Below are 18,066 nucleotides of genomic sequence, written 5' to 3' on the forward strand. Positions count from 1 at the left end.
TATAAACAAAACGAACCCCATCCGATTGTTAGGATGGGGTTTACGTTCGTCCTTTTAACACAGAAGTTGTTGCTACCAAAGTTAGCAACAGCTTCTATTATTACTCTTAAAGGTGTAAATCCTTGTCATACACTGCTTCTACAGGGACAGGTGCCACCTTCGAACGTTCTAAAGCAGGAGTGTCTGGACGGGCTGCCTGATAAATGGCCGCGCCAAGTACCTGAGCTGTTTTTAATAGTTTCTCTTTGCTTATCAATTCAATCTTATCACCAGCAGTATGGTATTCCGGTTCTAAAGGAGCATAAGAAAAGACAGCTGCCGGAATTCCAACCTCCGTGAATGGCTGGTGGTCACTCCTGCCAACTTGGCCATAAGAAATCGCATCAAATAATCGAGTTCCGGCCGAATTTCCTAATGTGGTGGCCGTATTTGATTTGCCGTCTACTGTAAACATGGCAAATTTCCCGGAATTTTTGCTTCCCACCATGTCCATATTAAACATGGCAACCGTACGGTTAATTTCATCCTGGGAAAGCTGTTTCGTATAATGATAGGAACCTAGCAAACCTCTTTCCTCTGCGCCAAACGTAATAAATCGAATTTCAGTATCAGAAGGTGTGTTTGCCATTACTCTTGCTAACTCTAACAATACAGAGGTCCCTGATGCATTGTCACTCGCGCCCGTACCAACTGCTACGGAATCATGGTGGGCCCCAACCATGATAATTTGCTTCGTATCTTTATTGGCTAGCGGTTTTTTGGTGGCAATGACATTATGGGAGGTCGCGGTGGTAAACTTCGCGCCTTCAATCTGCATTGAGCCAGTAAGAGCTGATTGTCCTAAAGTGGAAACTAATGCGTCTCCGTCTGCTTTGGTCATGAATAAGGTTGGAAGATTCGTTTCATCAGCTGCAAGGTTAAACGTGGATATTCCTGCTACATCGTTGATAATAACGACTCCGCTTGCTCCGGCATTTTTGGCATTTGACATTTTTGTTGCAAATGGAATTCCTCCACCGCGGTGAACCAAAGCGATTTTTCCGGATAAATCTTTACCTGCCACTTCTGCATCGCTTCCAAGGCCAATATAGACCAACTCACTGCTCAAGCCACCGTCGGGGGTATTTTGCGTGTAACCAAAAGCCGTTACCTGATAACTCTTTCCATTTACAGTAAAGGAGGATGTCGTAGGCCTGGTGTAGCCCGTTACAATTTGAAATGGCTGGATTTCTACGTCATCAAAGCCGTATTGCCTAAATTGGTTTGATATGTACTCGACAGTTTGGTCTTCTTTCGCTGTGCCAGCAACGCGCGGCCCAATCGTCTCCGCCAGATAAGAGACATTTTCATAGATGCGATCCACATCAATCCGTTTCACAACCTTATTGTCAAAAGCTTGTTGCGAAGGATTTTCTTTTGTCTGAGCCAAAGCAGAGTGTGAAGCGGCCAATAAACTGCCAATAAGAAGTGTAGAACCTAAAATCTTTTTAGCCTTTCTCAAAAACTATCCCCTCCCTTTTAATCAATCAAATTAATTATATAGTAGTAGTGGAAAGGCGCTCAATAGGAGTTTTTTCACTATTATGACAATTACCCTTGCCCTAGAATGGTTCTTTGTGCTTACTTTTATTTTAAAGATGGTAAAAGTTCTCAATAAAGAATATAATTAACTGAAAAAGGAGGGTATAGAAATGAAGTTTAATAAATTGATTTCTAGCAGTATATTAATTAGCTCTCTGATCCTGTCACTGCCTTTTGCTGCAACAGCCAAGAATGCTGTGAAAGAAGATTTTGATTATGTCGCATTGGGGGATTCACTTGCGGCCGGGCAAACGCCTTACAAGGAGCTTAAAGCTGGATATCCAGATTATCTGGCCAGCCGGTTTGCGCAGTCACAATACAATATTGAACTAGAGAACTATGGATTTTCTGGATACAGGACTACTGATATATTAAATGAATTATATTACCCAACTAATCCAAAATATGCATCGTTAAGAGCATCGATTAAGGATGCCGAGCTGGTCACAATCGGTATTGGAGCGAATGACCTGCTGGCCAATTTAACCAAGATCCAGCAAAACCCGGCACTAGCACCGGGCGTTATCCAAGGTATAGGTAATAATTTGTTCGCCATTCTAAGTGAAATTGATAGAATTAAGCCTGGCACAAAGGTCTACGTAATGGGATACTACAATCCTTACCCGCATCTGCCTGAGGACCAGCAGGCTGCATTACTGCCTTTGTTGGATGGGCTGAATCGGGTAATTGAAACTGTGGCACTTGCGAACGGGGATGAATTCGTCCCAACAGCTGAATTAATCAAAAAATACGAAAAGAAGTACGTGCCAAACCCAGCTGATATCCATCTAAGCCTAGAAGGCTATGAAGCAATCGCCAAAGAATTCTGGAAAACATACTTAAAAACTAGAAATTCATAGATTTCAACATGGGGACGGTTCTCCTTCTTTTTTTTGAAGGGGAGGCCAGTCCCTTTTTTGTTGTTCCTTTGTATTGGCTGCCTGCCAGGTGATCAACCAATCATATTACATCACAAAATAAATTACCTTGACTGTCATAGTAAAAAAAGATACATTATATGGTAAGGAGGTGGATTGCTCTAGTGAGTCTAAAACTCTCGTCCGATTTATTAAGGGGACACACTGACACGATTATCCTCAAACTGTTGATGAGCGGGGATAAATACGGGTATGAGATATCAAAATTGGTCCATTCCGGATCGAATGGCCTCTATGAACTGAAAGAGGCAACGATGTATTCCAGCTTGAAAAGGTTGGAACAGGAAGGAAACATTTCATCTTACTGGGGGGATGAAACCCAGGGAGGCCGCAGGAAGTACTATCACCTGACTGACAAAGGCAGAACGACATACTCAGAAAATAAAAGAAATTGGGAATATGCCAAAGAAATCATCGATTCTTTAATTTGAAAGGTGGAAAAAAGGATGAGTGATAAATTGAAAATATACCTGGATGGCATCTTTTCTCCTTATGAGGATATAAAGGCCATTAAGGAGATTAAACAGGAGCTTTCCCATGATCTACAGGAAAAGATGGAGGATTTAAAAAGAGAGGGTTTTTCGGAAGAAACCGCTTATCATAAAACGATTGATTCAATTGGGGACATTTCGGAAATTGTCGAAGCGATTAATGAAAAAACGATTGAGCTGCAGAAAAGCGTTGGGATGGATTTATCTAAGAGCAACATGGAAAATTCCGACTTTACATCAGTGAAGGTCCATGACGGGAAGTTCAACTACAGCAATCTTCAGGGCAGCAACTTTTCCGATGCCGACTTGTCGAACAGCTCTTTTAAATGCAGTAATTTAGATAAGGCAAAATTCGACCGTGCGAATCTAAGGGGAGCCAAAATCAATAAGTCCAATTTGGGGGGAGCAAGTTTTAAGGAAGCCATTTTGGATGGTACAGATTTCTCTTATTCCAACTTATCAGGAATATGTTTTGACAATCAAACCTTCAAGGGGACCATTTTTAACAATGCGGGGTTAAAAGGAACCTCTTTCAAAAATGCTGTCTTCCACAATGTTTCTTTTAAAACAAATGTGAAGAAAGCTGAATTTGACGGCGCCACTATGGATAAATTGACTTATGCAATTCTAAAGGGGTATAAGGCAAAGCTTGATAATGTCACTGTTGTTTAACATGAAATAAAGCAAAAATTCATGGTGATGCCCGGTATGATTGATTTCACTTGAATTAATTGGCCTCCTGGCCCAGTCGTTCAGGTTATGCAGGGCACATACGGTTTATGGTGAAATAACCAATAAATTTGAGGGTGAATTATTTTTGAAGCAAGATTTTACAGAAGGCTCGATCTATCGAAAGCTTTATTTATTTTCTTTGCCTATTTTGCTAACGAATTTACTACAAGCTTCAATGCAAGTGATTAATAGTCTATGGGTCGGGAACTTGTTGGGGAGTACTGCATTTGGTGCTGTGACGATTGGAACGACGGTTATGACGGTCGTGTTAGCCTTTGTACTAGGGATTAATAACGCGACGTTAACAATCTTTGCCCAACTGAAGGGGAAAGATGATCAGAATGAAATAAAATCGTATTTGAGTTCATTTGTCATTCTTTTAATTGCTTTATCGTTGGCCGTCGGAGGCTTCGGGTATATTTTTGCAAAACCGCTGCTCGCACTTCTCAATACACCGGATTCGATTATTCCGATTGCAAAAAGGTATTTGCAAATTAATTTTATCGGGACGTTGTTTTTAGTTGGCTATAACTTTATCGGAACTGTGTTGCGGGCATTTGGAGATAGCCGAACGCCGCTGTATTTCGTTTTACTGGCGACGGTCTTGAATGCTGGTTTCGATCCGTTGTTCATTGCGGGTTTTGGGATGGGGGTAGCAGGGGCTGCCTATGCCACAGTGCTGGCGCAAACGCTGGCATTTCTGTATAGCCTATTTTATTTAGGGAGAAGATTTAAACATCACTCGTTCAAATTCCAAGTGCCAAAATGGGTGGAGATCAAAACCATCTTGAGATTAGGCATCCCATCGGGAATTCAAATGATTGTCATTTATGCGGGTATGACCGTCATTTTGTCCGTTGTGAATACGTTTGGAGAATCGACAGTAGCGGGATTTGGTGCCGCTCAACGTCTGGATAGCATTATCTTGTTGCCGGCAATCGCGCTTGGGACGGCTGTGAATGCGATGGCTGGACAAAATATAGGGGCAAACAAATGGCAGCGCGTATCGCTCATTTCGAAAGCAGGCGTCCTTTATAATACTGGCGTTATGCTGGCTATTGCCGTCATCTTATTCATTTGGGCAGAACCGCTCGTCAAGTTATTTCTCAAGGATCAGGAAAGTGTGGCTTTTGGTACAGTGTACCTGCGGACAATCGCTTTCTTTTATCCCTTCATTGGCTTGAATTTCATTTTCAATGGCATTGTGCGTGGGGCAGGGGCGATGTTTCATGTATTGATTTTAAACATTATTTCCCTATGGATTTTACGGGTCCCCTTAACGTATGTGGCAGCTTCGCTGTATGGCGAAATAGGAATCGCACTCGGGATCGGCATAAGTTTCCTCATCAGCTGCTTATTTTCAGTGGGTTATTATCGATGGGGGAGCTGGAGGAAAAAGCAGTTATTTGAATAAACGAAGGGACGGTTCTCCTTCTTCGAATAAAGTGGAGGGCCGTCCCTTTTTTTATGTTGTGCTTAATATCATAAAAGGTTTAATCCAAACACGTCCTTGGCCAATTCCTTGACTCGGTTTTCATCAACTTCTTCTTTCTTCATTTTCCCATCAGCCCATGTAGTTAGTAAATTCCCTGCCAATGTCGCGCTTCCATTATGTGTCAGTTTGGTAATTAACAGTTGTTTATTGAACCCTGACGCCGGATGGCTGACAATAATTCGCTGCATTTCGTTTAAGTCACTTAGGTTCGTGACAGTATCGGCGGGATCAAAGGCATATCCCTTTTTCCACTCTTCATCCTTATGCTTTCTTTTCATATACAAACAATAATTCCCATGATTACTTGCTTCCTTTTCGATGCGGAATTCGCCGTTTCGGGATGAGACCGTTTCCCCGCTCAATGGAACTGGTTTTAGAGGAAGATTGCTGCCAAATCCGGTATCCACGATGTATCGCCGTCCTTTTTTGTAAAGAAGGATGGCTGCATGTGTTCTTCCAGTATCGCTCCACTTTTGCTGCGTTTGGTTATAAACGACACCCCGGATTAACGTAACGTTAAATCCATTATTTGAAAGAAATAAATAGAGAATGGAATTCAAGTCATAGCAAAGCCCGCCCTCATTCGACTCGAGGATCTTTTCTTTCAAAGACTCCTCCGAAATGTCAGTAATACTGTCATTCATCACGCGCACGTTTTCAAAAGGTAACGCCAAAGCCGTCTTTTCCAGTACTTTATCCAAATGATCAAAGTTTATGGGCTCATCGGGCGGAAAGCCAATCCTGTTGCGAAACATTTCATTTATTGTCGTCATCCAACACACCTCCATCCAACACTTAGTATATAAGGAAAAGAGGGGGTTCGCTATTCGGAGCCCCCATTCCCATCCTCATAATGTTGTCCGAATCTCCCACAGTTCGGGAAAGAAGCGCTGGTCGAGCACCTTTTTCAGATAGGCGACTCCGGATGAGCCGCCTGTGCCGGTTTTAAAGCCGATGATCCGTTCGACTGTTTTCATATGGCGGAATCGCCATTGCTGAAGCGAGTCTTCAATATCGACAAGTTTTTCAGCGAGTTCATATAGCTCCCAATGTTGCTTTGTGTTTTTGTACACACGCATCCAGGCAGACCGCACGGAATCGTTTTCCTTGTAGGACTTCGTTACGTCCCTGGACAGGATTTCTTCGTCAATCGGATATCCTGCTCGATGCAAAGCGTGGATAGCGGCATCATAAAGGCTCGGGGCTTCATACGCTTTCTTCAGCTCGGATAGAAGGGTGGGGTCCTTTTGATAGATTTTCAGGATATGGCCGTTCTTGTAGCCAAGTGCAAATTCAATCATTCTATTTTGGAACGATTGAAAGCCGGACGCCTGGCCAAGCGATCCCCGAAATTCCATATACTCGGACGGGGTTAGTGTCGACAGGACATCCCACGACTGGATGATTTGTGTCTGTGTCTTGGTGACGCGTGCAAGACATTTTTGCGCAACTGCGAGCTGATTGGCTTTAATCGCGGCAATCGCTGCGTTCAGTTCGTGGAGGATCAGCTTCATCCACAGCTCGCTCACCTGGTGGATGATGATGAACAACATCTCATCGTGGTGGCCAGAAAGCCTATTTTGAGCTGACAGGATTGTATCAAGTTGCAAATACTCGCTGTATGTCATATTGCTTGTAAAATCAGTCAGAATGCTTTTTTCGTCGGTTGTTGGGTTTTGGTCATCGAGAACCATTTCGGACCTCCTTGGTAGTTTCTAGCCCTTGTTTAAGTGCCGAAGCCGAGGACATGGGCCTATTTTTGCAAAAAACCCTTTCTACAGCTTCCTGATTACCGCACGGACTGGGCTGCCATCAGCGTCCTTGAGAGCAAGCGGCAGGGCGATTAGTTCGTAATCCCCATTTTCGATTTGATCCAGCATGAGGTTTTCAAGGATATGGATGCCGTGGCGATACAGGGCATGGTGGGTCGCCAGGTCCTTGCTGTCGAGCTGGTCGACGGACGGGAGGTCGACGCCAAGCAGCCGCACACCCTTTTCGCTAAGATAAGCCGCTAAATCAGGTGCGAGCTCAGGAATCCGTTCCGGGAAACGGTCTGGGTTATTCGGGAGCGACGTTTTTAAGAGCAGCCTTTCGACTCCGTCGAGGTCAAGGCGGCGGAGTTGTTCAACATCGACCTTGTCAAAGGAAGAGACGTCAATAACCCGCGCCGGGCCGATGAACATGTTTATGTCGAGATCAAGGATTCGTCCACCCTCATTGTCAAAATGAAACGGTGCGTCAACATGGGTGCCGATGTGGACGCTCGTTGTGATCGTGCCAATGTTGGCGGAGCCGGTCTGTTCTTTGGAAAATGCAGTTTCATACTTGAATGGCGTGTCGCCTGGCCAGTTGGCGATTCCGTTATAAAGGGGCTGAGAGATATCAATCCAGTTCTTGTTTGTCATGCCACAACACCTCGCTTGTTTTCAAATTGTTTGTATTTCTCCTCATTCATGATTGCCTTCAGGATTTGGACGGTTTTCCAAACTTCTTCAAATGTATTGTATAGGGCAACCGGGGCGAGGCGGATTCCGTTCTGTGCCCGGAAATCGGGGATGACTCCGTCCGCCTTCAATGCTTTGCAAATCCTGGCCGCTTCCGGGTGCTCAAGGAAAATATGTCCGCCGCGTTTCTCATCGTCGATGGGGTTTCGGAGGATGAATCCGTGTCCGTTCAGCTCTTCCTGAATGAGCTCCATTAAATAACCAGTAAGCTTAAGCGATTTTGCCCGGATCTTTTCCATGCCAATTTCCTTGAACATCGACAGCGAGCCGATGAGTGGCGCCAGACTGAATATATTTGGCGTGCCGATTTGGTATGCACCGGCGTCGTCGGCATGCGTGAATTCATGCTCCATGTCGAATTGCTTCTCCTTGTTGGAGCTGAACCAGCCGGCTAGGCCCGGCAGTTTGCCAAAGTGCCTTTTGTTTACATACAGCCCGGCAGTCGCACCGGGACCGCCATTCAAATGTTTGTAATTGCACCAGAACGCAAAATCGACATCCCAGTCAGTGAGGCTGTGCGGAATCGAGCCGATCGAGTGGCACAGGTCGAAGCCGATGGGGATGCCGCGCTTGCAGGCTTCTTTTGCCAAAAGCTCCATATCAAGGATTTGGCCGCTCCGGTACAGGACGCCCGGCAGGACAATCAAGGCAATTTCATCCGTCATCGCCCGGATGATGTCATCTTCATTCAAGGTATGGCCGTCATCGCTTTTTACTTGAATGAGGTGGCTTTCGGGATCAACCCCCTTTAGCATCAACTGGCTCTTGAGTGCATAAATGTCGCTCGGGAAGTTCAGTTCGTCAGCGAGAATTTTCGTCCGTTTCCCATTCGGCTCATAAAAAGTAGCGGCGAGCTGGTGGAGGTTCACTGTCGTCGAGCCTGTGACAATGACTTCCCCGGCATCTGCGCCGACGAGCGGCGCCATTTCATTCCCCAATTTCTCGGACAGATAGAACCACGGATGAACGCTTGTTGTCCAGCCGTCAATCCCATGCTCTTTCCATGCTTCAATCATCCCGAGCAATGATTGTTCCGCCCGTTTGGACAAAAGCCCAAGCGAATTGCCATCAAGATAAATTCTGTTTTCGGGTAAATAAAATTCATTTCGGTACATTGCAAGCGGATCCTGCTGGTCAAAATCCTTGACAGCCTCGTATGTATGGCTCATTGCACTCAACCTTTCTGAATTTTTCTTCAATTTAAAGTATAGTCGGTTTGCCGAGCGCGCGTCAAAAATCGGAAGGGTCATTATGGTTTGGGAAAGTGTTTCCGCCTTTTTAGAAGGGTACGTTAGTTTTTTAAAAAAGCTGCAGGGAATAGGATAACTAGAATAAAAACCTAAGGAGAGGTAGCAATGAGCTTAAAAGCGTTAGTGTTGAATTGCAGTCTGAAAGACAGTACACAGCCATCCAATACCCGGGGGCTGATTAACGAGATTGTTAAGATTTTTGATAAAAATGGAGTGGAGACGGAAGTGCTGAGGATGGCTGATTATTCAATTGGCTTTGGCATTACCAATGAGGCGGTGAATGATCACGACCAATGGCCGGAGATTTTTGAAAAAGTAAAGCAGGCGGACATTCTGTTGCTCGGCTCGCCGATTTGGCTTGGCGAACAGAGCAGTTTGGCTACGTTGGTTGTTGAAAGGCTGTATGGAGGAAGCAGTCTGCCCAATGAAAAAGGCCAATATATCTACTACAACAAAGTTGGCGGAGTGGTTGTCACGGGGAATGAAGATGGTGCGAAAAACGTTTCAAGCTATCTGATTTATTCTTTATCGCATATTGGGTTCACGATTCCACCGAATGTTGATACGTATTGGGTAGGGGAGGCTGGTCCCGGGCCTTCGTTTATTGAAGCAAAAGGAAATCAAAACGAGTTTACGATGCAGCACGCAAAAACTACAGCTTATAATTTAGTGCACTTTGCCCGGCTGCTGAAGGAACATCCGATCCCGGCAGAAGGAAATGTGATTGAAGGCGAATAAGAATCCGTTTGAGTACAAAAAGCAAATAACATGCCTAATTGCAGTCCGATTTAACGAATCGGATTGCTTTTTTTATGCTAGGCTCTGTTTAAGGATAATGTTTATTTTTTAACTACGTTGATTGAAGCGCAGGGCACCGACTCCTGCGGGATGCAGCGGCAAGGTGGAGACCCCACAGGCGCCAAAGCGCCGAGGAGGCTCCACTGACGCCCCGCGGAAAGCGTGTGCCCGTAGTGGAAATCAACAGCCATAATTAAAAGAGCGTTATGCAAAAAAACCTTACTGGCTGGCCCAAGACTAAGAATCACAAAGATTTTAATAGAAGGTTTTTTGAAAATAAGGGTAAAGCTATTGGATAATTATGTTAAAGTTAGATGAAAGAAAAACGCATAATTGAAAGTTGAGAAAAGGGAGGGACAATTTTGCATAGTCAACTAATCAATAAAAATAGGAATCTCAACAGGAGGATCACTATTCCAAAGCTATTCGTTATTTTTTTCAGTGTGCTCTTAATCGCTTCAATTCTTCTTATCTTCGTTTCCTCAATCATGTTTTCTCCACAATATGTTTTTAGAACGATTATCAATGGAAATTCAGGTGTGGAGGACTATAAAATTTTTCCTAAACGGGTGATCCACAAAAGCTCTCACTCTTATCAGTATGATGTTGACATCGATGACTCCTTGAAGTCCATGACAATAGACTATACGTTTAATGGAAAGCCCCAATCAAAGCCGCTTTCTTCTCTTTTGAAAGATAGCGATACGAGCTCTTTTATTGTCGTGCAAAATGACAAGGTTGTTATTGAGGATTATTTTAACGGTTATACGAAGGACAGTGTGAATACCTCTTTCTCCATGGCAAAATCAATCGACTCCCTCTTGATTGGAATCGCGATCGAAAAAGGGTATATACAAAGTGTGAGACAGTCAATAGCTGAATTTATAAATGAGTTCAAGGGAACAAAAATGGAAGATATTACAATTGAGGATTTACTGTCAATGCGTTCCGACATCCGCTATGAGGAAGGAAACATCTGGTTTGGTGACGATGCAAAGACGTATTATATGCCTGACTTACGAAAATTGGCGTTGTCACATACCAATTTGACGGATAGCTATCAAGGTAATTTTCACTATAATAATTACCATCCTTTACTGCTTGGCATCATACTTGAACGAAGTACAGATCAATCTGTATCAGATTTTTTTGAACAAAATGTTTGGAAGAAAATTGGAGCAGAGCATGACGCATCCTGGAGTCTCGACAGTAAAAAGTCGGCTTTTGAAAAAATGGAAAGCGGGATTAATTTCAAAGCGATTGACTTTGTAAAAATCGGGAGTATGCTGCTCCATGACGGAAGATGGAATGGGCATTCCATCGTAAATGAAAATTGGATCGCACAGTCGACCCGCAGTGAATTCCCTATAAATCCCGACGAATATAAAGGTTCATTCTTGGAAGGAAGGAATATAGGTTATCAATATTTTTGGTATAGCACACCAAATGACAAAGGAACTTTAGATTATTTTGCGTCGGGAAAATATGGACAGTTTCTTTATATCTCACCCGAGCATCAAACGGTCATTTTACGGACAGGGAAGGCAATGGGAAATGTAGATAACTGGCCGGATATTTTGAAGCAAATTTCAGGAAAAGTGGATAGAGATTAAAAGAGCAATGGAAAGTGCCTGCCACTTTTTGCATTTGTCTAAAGGGATTAATCGGCAAATCGCCGGAAGTGCCAAGCACCGGCCCAAGCGGGTAGTTCAAGCGAGTTTATGAATGATATAGAGAACTAAATAGTTCGATAATAGAAAGAGGAAAATTAAATAGGTGGCCAAGCTTCTTCTAAATGCGGTTAGCGAAATGCCGGAAGCTAGAGCGTAATGGGAAGCTGTTAACCCGGACAAAATGCCCATGATGAAAAACCAAGGCTCATAAAACAAAATAGACCATAACGCCAAGCTTTGAACATCAAGTGAAACCCAGCCATTAAATTGGAATGGTAATCACATTTGCCAGAAGAAGCGCTTTTGTAATGATTCCGCTGATTGCATGTGCAATTAAATAAGCAGTACAGGAAAGAGTAGGGATCAATATAATCAAGGGATGGACGGCTTTTCCTCCAATTAACGGCACCCATGCCGGGACTATTCTTCCCCATGGTTTGACAAGGGCTATTAAAATGAACCCACAGGCCATGATTAAGACGCCTGCGTAATAACTTCCCATTTGCACCGCTTCAGGATTCTCGAACTGACCCGGCAGACCTAAGGTTCCGCCCGCGGCTTGATAAAATCGGACGAAAACAGCATAGCTGACTGCCCAAAAGCAACCGATGTATGCTGGCCATACCGCTTTATGAATCCATAATTCAAAGGCATTTAGCCTTTCGGTTTCGGCTTCCGGATTTTGGTTAATCATGTTTGCTCACTCCTCCTTTATAAGTACAGGGTTCTACTCTGAAGTGGCGGATTTAATTGAGTCCTGGACAAAAAAGGGTCCCAAAGGCATGATTAAATGCCTTTTGGGACAGCAACTTTTCTTGTTAATCTTATATCGTTAAGCTGCAAGTTTTCCAGTAATTCATGGTTAAGTTGGCCATAAGCCTGGTACGCTTTCAGTTCTGCGTTTCCTTCAAGCAGCCTATTAATATCCTTTTCTTTTGCTTTCACAAAAATAGCTTTTTCTGGCACACGGCTAATTACTTCAAGGGATTCAGGAAGGAATTGGTTCGTTTGTTTTGTTAGAATCACCCATTGAACCTGGGGATCTTTTTTGAAGCGGACATTTTCTTCCTGTTTAAAGTAAGAGCCTTGGCTTGCATTAAGCTGGATTAAATCCTCAACAATGGCACTGGCAGTTGGAAACTTCCCGGCACCTGGCCCTTGAAGGGTGATGTTTCCGACAATATCCGCATCGATTGAAATGGCATTTTGGACGCCATCAACAGAGTACAGCGGGTGAGAAGGGCCAACCAGTACAGGTTTAACGGAGCAGCGAATGCCGCGAGGCCCTTTTTCAAGTGAGATCACATGCTTTACGCGCAGACCCCACTCGGAAAACAATTGAATGTGAGAGTGGGAAATCGCAGAAATACCTTTCCTGGTCACTCTTTGCCATTCGGGCTGTTCCCCAAACGCAATTTGGCTTAAGACCATCGCTTTATAAAAAGCGTCGTACCCTTCTATATCATTGGTAGGGTCTGCCTCGGCATATCCCAATTCCTGGGCAGCCTGAAGTGCTGTTTGGAAGGCAACCTCCTCATCGCGCATTTTGGACAAAATATAATTGGACGTTCCGTTAACGATGCCTTCAATTCTTTCGATTTTATTTACATTCAAAAGGGTCCTGATCGTTTGGATTGCCGGGATTCCTCCGGCCACAGTTGCTTCAAAGCCGCAGGCAACGTTAAACCGGGAAGCATATTCAAGCAGTTCGTTTCCGTGATAAGCAAACATTTCCTTATTCGCGGTAATGATATGGCAGCCTCTCTCGATGGATTTTTTCAAGTATGAAAAGCCTGGTTCCTTGCCTATAATGGCTTCGATGACGATATCGAGTTTCGGCAGGTTTAAAATGTCTTCAAAGTTTGAGGTGAGAAGGACACCATCATCTTGCAGCTGATGTTTTTCAACGTCCGTCACAAGTACGCCTGCTACCTTTACATTTTTGCCAAGAATTGCTTTTAACCTTGTTTGATGGGTCTGAATTGTTTCATATACTCCCTTGCCGACTGTCCCAAAACCCAGTAATGCAATATGGATGTCCGTCACTTGATCTCCTCCTCAAATTTTCCCCAGTTGTAACGGGCAGTAAAACCCCACCAATGGAAGTTTCACTTTAAAGGGCAGCCTGCAGGATTCCTCCCCACTTTGGAAACTCGGCAAGGAATCCGTCGTGCCCAAAATCAGTCTTGACTTCAACATAATCAGCTTCTTTTCCCGCCTTCATGAGGGCTTCCGCGATTTCTTTCACATCCTCGGGAGGGTACAGCAAATCACCCGTGTAGCCTAACAGCAGTGTTTTTGCGGTAATGTGCCCAAGGGCCTTTTTCCAACCCTGTCTGCCTCTTCCGATATCATGGGAATCCATCGCCTCTAGTAAATACAAATAGCTGTTGGCATCAAAACGGTCAGAAAGTTTTTGCCCCTGATAGTTCAAATACGATTCAACCTGGAAGGTTTCCCCATCCTTTAGCTCCCTGTTGAACCTCTTATTAAACAACTTGCCGGTCCGGTAGGTGACCATTCCGATCATTCTTGCTATTTCGAGTCCCGCAATCCGGTCTTCCTCGGAATAGAAGCCGCCTTTCCAGGCCGGGTCCCGTTTAATGGCATTTCTTCCAATTGCGTTAAAAGCAATCCCATAATCACTTAGGTAAGGGGTAACGGCAATCGGAATGATAACCTTCGCAAAGTCAGGGTAGGTGATTGCCAGTTCGAGAATCTGCATTCCTCCAAGCGAGCCTCCGATCGCGGCTTTGATTTCGTTGATTCCAAGTTTACGGAGTGCCAAAACCTGTGAATGGACAATGTCTCTGATTGTTAGTTTTGGAAAATCAGTTTGATAAGGCTTTTTTGTCACCGGGTTTATGCTTGTTGGGCCGGTTGATCCCGAACAGCCTCCCAATACATTGAACGTAATAACCTCAAATTGATTTGTGTCGATATACTTTTCAGGACCAATCAGGCCGTGCCACCAGCCTGGTTGTTTTGCCGTCCCGACTGTAAACTGATTACCCGTCAATGCATGGCAGACCAGGATGACAGGACCTCCACTTTTTCCGGCCCGCTCAAAAGCCAGTTCGATGTCAGGGAGTACGATACCGGATTCAAGTTGGAGATCGCCGACTTTTATCTTTCCATATTCAGGCGGAGGGGCCGGCTCCATGTTTATGGATAAACCCTCTGCTTTCATCGATTTAACTGTTCCTCAGGTTTTGCTGAAATACCTGTAGCCTGAAAGAAGGCGTGGTCCAAGTCATCCTGCAAATCCTTTATAGATTCGAGCCCGACAGAAAGCCTGATCAGTTCTTCGCTTACACCGCTTTTTGCAAGGTCTTCTGCACTCAGCTGCTGATGTGTTGTGGAAGCAGGGTGGATAATCAGTGACTTGGCATCGCCGACATTTGCCACATGGGACCATAATTTGATATTGTCAATCACCTTTTTACCTGCGTCACGGCCGCCTTTAATCCCAAAAACAATAATTGATCCAAAGCCGCCGTCAAGGTATTTTTTTGCAAGCTGGTGGCTTGGGTGATCTTCAAGTCCTGGGTAGGAAACCCATTCGACAGCCGGATGGTCTTTCAAGTACTTGGCAATCTCCAGTGCATTCTCATTGTGTTTTTCAATTCTCAAGTGCAGTGTCTCAAGTCCCTGAAGCAAGAGGAATGCACTATGCGGGCTTAACGAGGAGCCAAAGTCCCTCAAAAGCTGGACGCGAAGTTTAATGATGAATGCGAGCGGGCCGATATCCTGGGCAAAACGGAGGCCATTATAGCTTGAATCCGGCTCGGTAAAGCCAGGAAACTTTTCACTGTTCCAATCAAATCGGCCTGCATCGACGACCAGGCCGCCAATTGTTGTTCCATGCCCGCCAATCCATTTTGTTGCGGAATGGACAATAATATCTGCGCCCCATTCGATCGGCCTGCAATAATAAGGGGCAAACGTATTGTCTATAATGAGCGGAAGGCCATTTTCATGGGCTATTTTAGCTACGGCTTCAACATCAAATACATTCAGGCTTGGGTTTCCGATAATTTCGCCAAACACTGCCTTTGTTTTTGGGGTGATGGCATCTCTGAAATTTTCAGGGTTGGTCGAGTCGACAAATCGGACCTTGATGCCAAATTTCGGAAGGGTAACCGCAAATAGGTTGAATGTACCGCCGTATAGGTTTTCCGCAGCGACGATTTCATCACCAGCCTCCGCTACGTTCAAGATTGCCAAGGAAATTGCGGCCATGCCGGAAGAAACAGCAAGCGCGGTCGCACCGCCTTCTAGAAGGGCAATTCTTTTTTCCAACACATCCGTTGTTGGATTCATAATCCGTGTATAAATATTTCCTGGCTCCGCAAGAGAGAACAGGTTCTGGGCATGGTCGGTACTGTTGAAAACATAGGAAGTGGTCTGGTAAATAGGGACGGCCCTAGATCCAGTTACTGGGTCAGGGGTTTGCCCGCCGTGCAAAAGAAGAGTTTCAAGGCCAAAGTTTTCATTTTGATTTGTCATTATCTTTCCCTCCAATAATTCAATCCAATGTGGTTCGGGCAGTTGGTGAACGCATCTAACACAAAAACCCCCTCTTCATAAGAAGAGGGGGTTCCTCCTCTTATCTTCCAGGCAAAACCGCCTGCAGGAATTAGCACCTTTTCAAGCTTTACGCCTGAAGGTTGCCGGACTTCATAGGGCCTGACCCTCCGTCACTCTGGATAAGAGATTGCATATTTTTTTTTTAGTTGCCGTTCATTTTAACTGCCAGTTGTTATTGAGCATTATAAATCAAGGTAATCGAATAAGTCAACGGAAAATTCATAATATTTTCAATTTCTTCGATCAATCTGTTTGTAAGTCGCGAATGTAAAGGTTTTGTAAATAGGCCAGTTAACTATTGAAAACAGTCAGAGTGTATACTATACTCTCGATATCGAAATGCGATATTAAATTCCGATATTGATAGTGGGGTGACAGTTTGGAGGATAAAGTATTTCGTAAATTGTTTCTTGGATTTATTCACATCCACATCTTGCACCATGCAAAAGAGCATCCCGTTTACGGAGTATGGATGTTAGAAGAGCTCAGGGAACACGGCTACAATATCAGTTTTGGAACTCTCTATCCTATCCTGCATTCAATGGAGTCTGATGGACTGCTAACAAGAGAGGATAGGAATGTGGAGGGGAAAATAAGAAAATATTACACGACCACAGAAAAAGGAGAAAGAGTTCTTAATGAAGCCCGGAAAAAAGCTTATGAACTCTTCAAAGAAATTAAAGACTAAAAGGAGATAAAATGGATCAAACGAACCGAAATAGGGGAATCAAATCACTGGTAGAAATATTTATCGTCTCAACCCGGCTTGGGTTGACCTCCTTTGGCGGGCCAACCGCTCATTTAGGGTATTTTCATGAGGAATATGTACGCAGAAGAAAATGGATGGATGAAAAAAGTTATGCGGATTTAGTTGCTTTAGCGCAATTTTTACCGGGGCCAGCCAGCAGCCAAGTGGGAATCGGGATAGGCGTTATGCGTGCAGGGGTATTAGGTGGAATTACATCCTTTCTTGGGTTTACACTCCCATCCGTTATTGCATTGATCCTTTTTGCTTTGCTGCTCACAGGGTTTGATATAGGAAATGCTGGATGGATACATGGCTTAAAGATTGTGGCCGTAGCAGTCGTTGCACATGCCATCATGGGTATGGCGAAAAATTTAACTCCGGATTTAAAAAGAAAAGCCATTGCTTTATTTGCGCTGGTGGGTACGCTCATTTGGCAAACTGCGTTTACGCAAGTAGGCGTCATATTGATTGCAGCACTCATTGGATACCTTCTGTATAAAGGACACCAAGAAAATGGAGAAGTGAGTTCACAGTTTCCAATTTCTAAACGTGTTTCAGCGATATGTCTCTTGTTATTTTTTGGTTTGCTTATTCTTTTACCGATTATCAGGGAAGCAACAGGATCGTACTGGGTCGCTATGTTCGATAGCTTTTATCGATCTGGCTCTTTAGTTTTCGGTGGCGGCCATGTCGTTTTACCTTTATTAGAACAGGAATTTGTCCCAACCGGGTGGTTAAGCGAGGAAGCATTCTTGGCAGGGTACGGTGCTACACAAGCAGTTCCGGGTCCTCTCTTTACTTTTACCGCCTATTTAGGGGCGGTTATGAAAGGATGGCAAGGTGGATTAATTGCAACGCTCGCTGTATTCTTACCTGCTTTCCTTCTTATTCTCGGTGCGCTGCCATTTTGGGATTCTTTACGAAACAATCCTAAAGTGAAAGGGGCGATAATGGGGGTAAATGCGGCTGTCGTAGGGATATTAATCTCCGCCTTTTATACCCCAATTTGGACGAGCTCAATTTTGGCACCGATTGATTTTGCGTTTGCTGCGATCCTATTTAGTATGCTTGTCTATTGGAAGCTTCCACCTTGGGTGATTGTGGTTTCTGGGGCGATAGGCGGATCACTCATGACATTCATTTAAAAATTCGCCAGAAAGGACTAACGGCGTTAGACTGTCTCGGATTTGCTATTGCCAGACTTGAGCAATTTGCACAATAACTTGTTGAAGGCCTTTGTCGGAATGGACGAAGCAAAACAAAGGA

16 protein-coding genes, 1 pseudogene and 1 riboswitch are annotated in these 18,066 nt (G+C 44.2%); of the genes and pseudogenes, 8 read left to right on the forward strand and 9 right to left on the reverse strand.

Going from position 1 to position 18,066, the window contains the following annotated elements; all coding sequences use genetic code 11:
• Window positions 1–106: 106 nt before the first annotated feature.
• Window positions 107–1,501 (reverse strand): DUF4910 domain-containing protein, encoded by a 1,395-nt coding sequence (locus D1B31_RS02415; protein ID WP_118919137.1) that lies wholly within the window; start codon window positions 1,499–1,501, stop codon window positions 107–109.
• Between the two features lie 190 nt (window positions 1,502–1,691).
• On the opposite strand from D1B31_RS02415, the gene D1B31_RS02420 reads away from it, so the two are divergent.
• From D1B31_RS02420 to D1B31_RS02435, 4 genes are all read left to right on the forward strand, one after another.
• On the forward strand, window positions 1,692–2,441 hold the full coding sequence (locus D1B31_RS02420; protein WP_118919138.1) for an SGNH/GDSL hydrolase family protein: 750 nt from the start codon (window positions 1,692–1,694) through the stop codon (window positions 2,439–2,441).
• Window positions 2,442–2,599: 158 nt separating this feature from the next.
• On the forward strand, window positions 2,600–2,950 hold the full coding sequence (locus D1B31_RS02425) for a PadR family transcriptional regulator (protein ID WP_118919139.1): 351 nt from the start codon (window positions 2,600–2,602) through the stop codon (window positions 2,948–2,950).
• 15 nt (window positions 2,951–2,965) lie between these two features.
• Entirely contained in the window at window positions 2,966–3,682 is a 717-nt protein-coding gene (locus D1B31_RS02430; RefSeq protein WP_118919140.1) for a pentapeptide repeat-containing protein, read from the forward strand.
• Between the two features lie 145 nt (window positions 3,683–3,827).
• Window positions 3,828–5,156 (forward strand): MATE family efflux transporter, encoded by a 1,329-nt coding sequence (locus D1B31_RS02435; protein ID WP_118919225.1) that lies wholly within the window; start codon window positions 3,828–3,830, stop codon window positions 5,154–5,156.
• A gap of 68 nt (window positions 5,157–5,224) precedes the next feature.
• Here D1B31_RS02435 and D1B31_RS02440 read toward each other — a convergent pair whose 3' ends face one another.
• The 4 genes from D1B31_RS02440 to kynU form a co-directional block, all read right to left on the reverse strand.
• Entirely contained in the window at window positions 5,225–6,010 is a 786-nt protein-coding gene (locus tag D1B31_RS02440; RefSeq protein ID WP_118919141.1) for an arylamine N-acetyltransferase family protein, read from the reverse strand.
• A gap of 75 nt (window positions 6,011–6,085) precedes the next feature.
• Entirely contained in the window at window positions 6,086–6,931 is an 846-nt protein-coding gene (gene kynA, locus D1B31_RS02445) for a tryptophan 2,3-dioxygenase (RefSeq protein WP_118919142.1), read from the reverse strand.
• Window positions 6,932–7,012: 81 nt separating this feature from the next.
• Window positions 7,013–7,642 (reverse strand): arylformamidase, encoded by a 630-nt coding sequence (kynB, locus tag D1B31_RS02450; RefSeq protein ID WP_118919143.1) that lies wholly within the window; start codon window positions 7,640–7,642, stop codon window positions 7,013–7,015.
• Window positions 7,639–8,910: a kynureninase gene (gene kynU, locus D1B31_RS02455; RefSeq protein ID WP_118919226.1), complete on the reverse strand. Its 1,272-nt coding sequence runs from the start codon at window positions 8,908–8,910 to the stop codon at window positions 7,639–7,641. Before kynU ends, kynB begins: the two co-directional genes overlap by 4 nt.
• Before the next feature lie 186 nt (window positions 8,911–9,096).
• Here kynU and D1B31_RS02460 point away from each other — a divergent pair, with 186 nt between their 5' ends.
• Together D1B31_RS02460 and D1B31_RS02465 are read left to right on the forward strand one after the other, a co-directional pair.
• Window positions 9,097–9,729, forward strand: a complete 633-nt coding sequence (locus tag D1B31_RS02460) for a flavodoxin family protein (protein ID WP_118919144.1) — start codon at window positions 9,097–9,099, stop codon at window positions 9,727–9,729.
• A gap of 422 nt (window positions 9,730–10,151) precedes the next feature.
• Window positions 10,152–11,402 carry a serine hydrolase domain-containing protein gene (locus tag D1B31_RS02465; protein WP_118919145.1) on the forward strand — a complete coding sequence of 417 codons (1,251 nt, stop codon included), beginning with the start codon at window positions 10,152–10,154 and terminating at the stop codon, window positions 11,400–11,402.
• Window positions 11,403–11,724: 322 nt separating this feature from the next.
• On the opposite strand, the gene D1B31_RS02470 is transcribed toward D1B31_RS02465, so the two are convergent.
• The 4 genes and pseudogenes from D1B31_RS02470 to D1B31_RS02485 form a co-directional block, all read right to left on the reverse strand.
• Complete coding sequence (locus tag D1B31_RS02470; protein WP_240035130.1) at window positions 11,725–12,156, reverse strand: hypothetical protein; 432 nt, start codon at window positions 12,154–12,156, stop codon at window positions 11,725–11,727.
• Between the two features lie 92 nt (window positions 12,157–12,248).
• Window positions 12,249–13,508 carry a homoserine dehydrogenase gene (locus tag D1B31_RS02475; protein WP_118919146.1) on the reverse strand — a complete coding sequence of 420 codons (1,260 nt, stop codon included), beginning with the start codon at window positions 13,506–13,508 and terminating at the stop codon, window positions 12,249–12,251.
• 67 nt (window positions 13,509–13,575) lie between these two features.
• Entirely contained in the window at window positions 13,576–14,652 is a 1,077-nt protein-coding gene (gene metX / locus D1B31_RS02480) for a homoserine O-acetyltransferase MetX (protein WP_240035131.1), read from the reverse strand.
• A gap of 5 nt (window positions 14,653–14,657) precedes the next feature.
• Window positions 14,658–15,971 (reverse strand): annotated as a pseudogene (locus tag D1B31_RS02485) (O-acetylhomoserine aminocarboxypropyltransferase/cysteine synthase family protein); the annotation flags it as partial.
• 97 nt (window positions 15,972–16,068) lie between these two features.
• A riboswitch (SAM riboswitch) is annotated at window positions 16,069–16,178 on the reverse strand.
• Between the two features lie 253 nt (window positions 16,179–16,431).
• Here D1B31_RS02485 and D1B31_RS02490 point away from each other — a divergent pair.
• A complete protein-coding gene (locus D1B31_RS02490) occupies window positions 16,432–16,740 on the forward strand; it encodes a PadR family transcriptional regulator (protein ID WP_118919148.1) in 309 nt (102 codons plus the stop codon).
• A gap of 11 nt (window positions 16,741–16,751) precedes the next feature.
• Complete coding sequence (locus tag D1B31_RS02495) at window positions 16,752–17,945, forward strand: chromate transporter (RefSeq protein ID WP_118919149.1); 1,194 nt, start codon at window positions 16,752–16,754, stop codon at window positions 17,943–17,945.
• Window positions 17,946–18,066: the final 121 nt, after the last annotated feature.

Source organism: Neobacillus notoginsengisoli (assembly GCF_003515685.1).
GTDB classification, from domain to species: Bacteria; Bacillota; Bacilli; order Bacillales; family Cytobacillaceae; genus Bacillus_D; species Bacillus_D notoginsengisoli.

Coding starts and splice junctions, on each gene's coding strand:
- D1B31_RS02470 (WP_240035130.1), bottom strand. CDS start 12,156: ATGATTAACCAAAATCCGGAAGCCGAAACCGAAAGGCTAAATGCCTTT.
- D1B31_RS02495 (WP_118919149.1), top strand. CDS start 16,752: ATGGATCAAACGAACCGAAATAGGGGAATCAAATCACTGGTAGAAATA.
- D1B31_RS02430 (WP_118919140.1), top strand. CDS start 2,966: ATGAGTGATAAATTGAAAATATACCTGGATGGCATCTTTTCTCCTTAT.
- metX (WP_240035131.1), bottom strand. CDS start 14,652: ATGAAAGCAGAGGGTTTATCCATAAACATGGAGCCGGCCCCTCCGCCT.
- D1B31_RS02420 (WP_118919138.1), top strand. CDS start 1,692: ATGAAGTTTAATAAATTGATTTCTAGCAGTATATTAATTAGCTCTCTG.
- D1B31_RS02440 (WP_118919141.1), bottom strand. CDS start 6,010: ATGACGACAATAAATGAAATGTTTCGCAACAGGATTGGCTTTCCGCCC.
- D1B31_RS02460 (WP_118919144.1), top strand. CDS start 9,097: ATGAGCTTAAAAGCGTTAGTGTTGAATTGCAGTCTGAAAGACAGTACA.
- kynB (WP_118919143.1), bottom strand. CDS start 7,642: ATGACAAACAAGAACTGGATTGATATCTCTCAGCCCCTTTATAACGGA.
- kynU (WP_118919226.1), bottom strand. CDS start 8,910: ATGAGCCATACATACGAGGCTGTCAAGGATTTTGACCAGCAGGATCCG.
- D1B31_RS02425 (WP_118919139.1), top strand. CDS start 2,600: ATGGTAAGGAGGTGGATTGCTCTAGTGAGTCTAAAACTCTCGTCCGAT.
- kynA (WP_118919142.1), bottom strand. CDS start 6,931: ATGGTTCTCGATGACCAAAACCCAACAACCGACGAAAAAAGCATTCTG.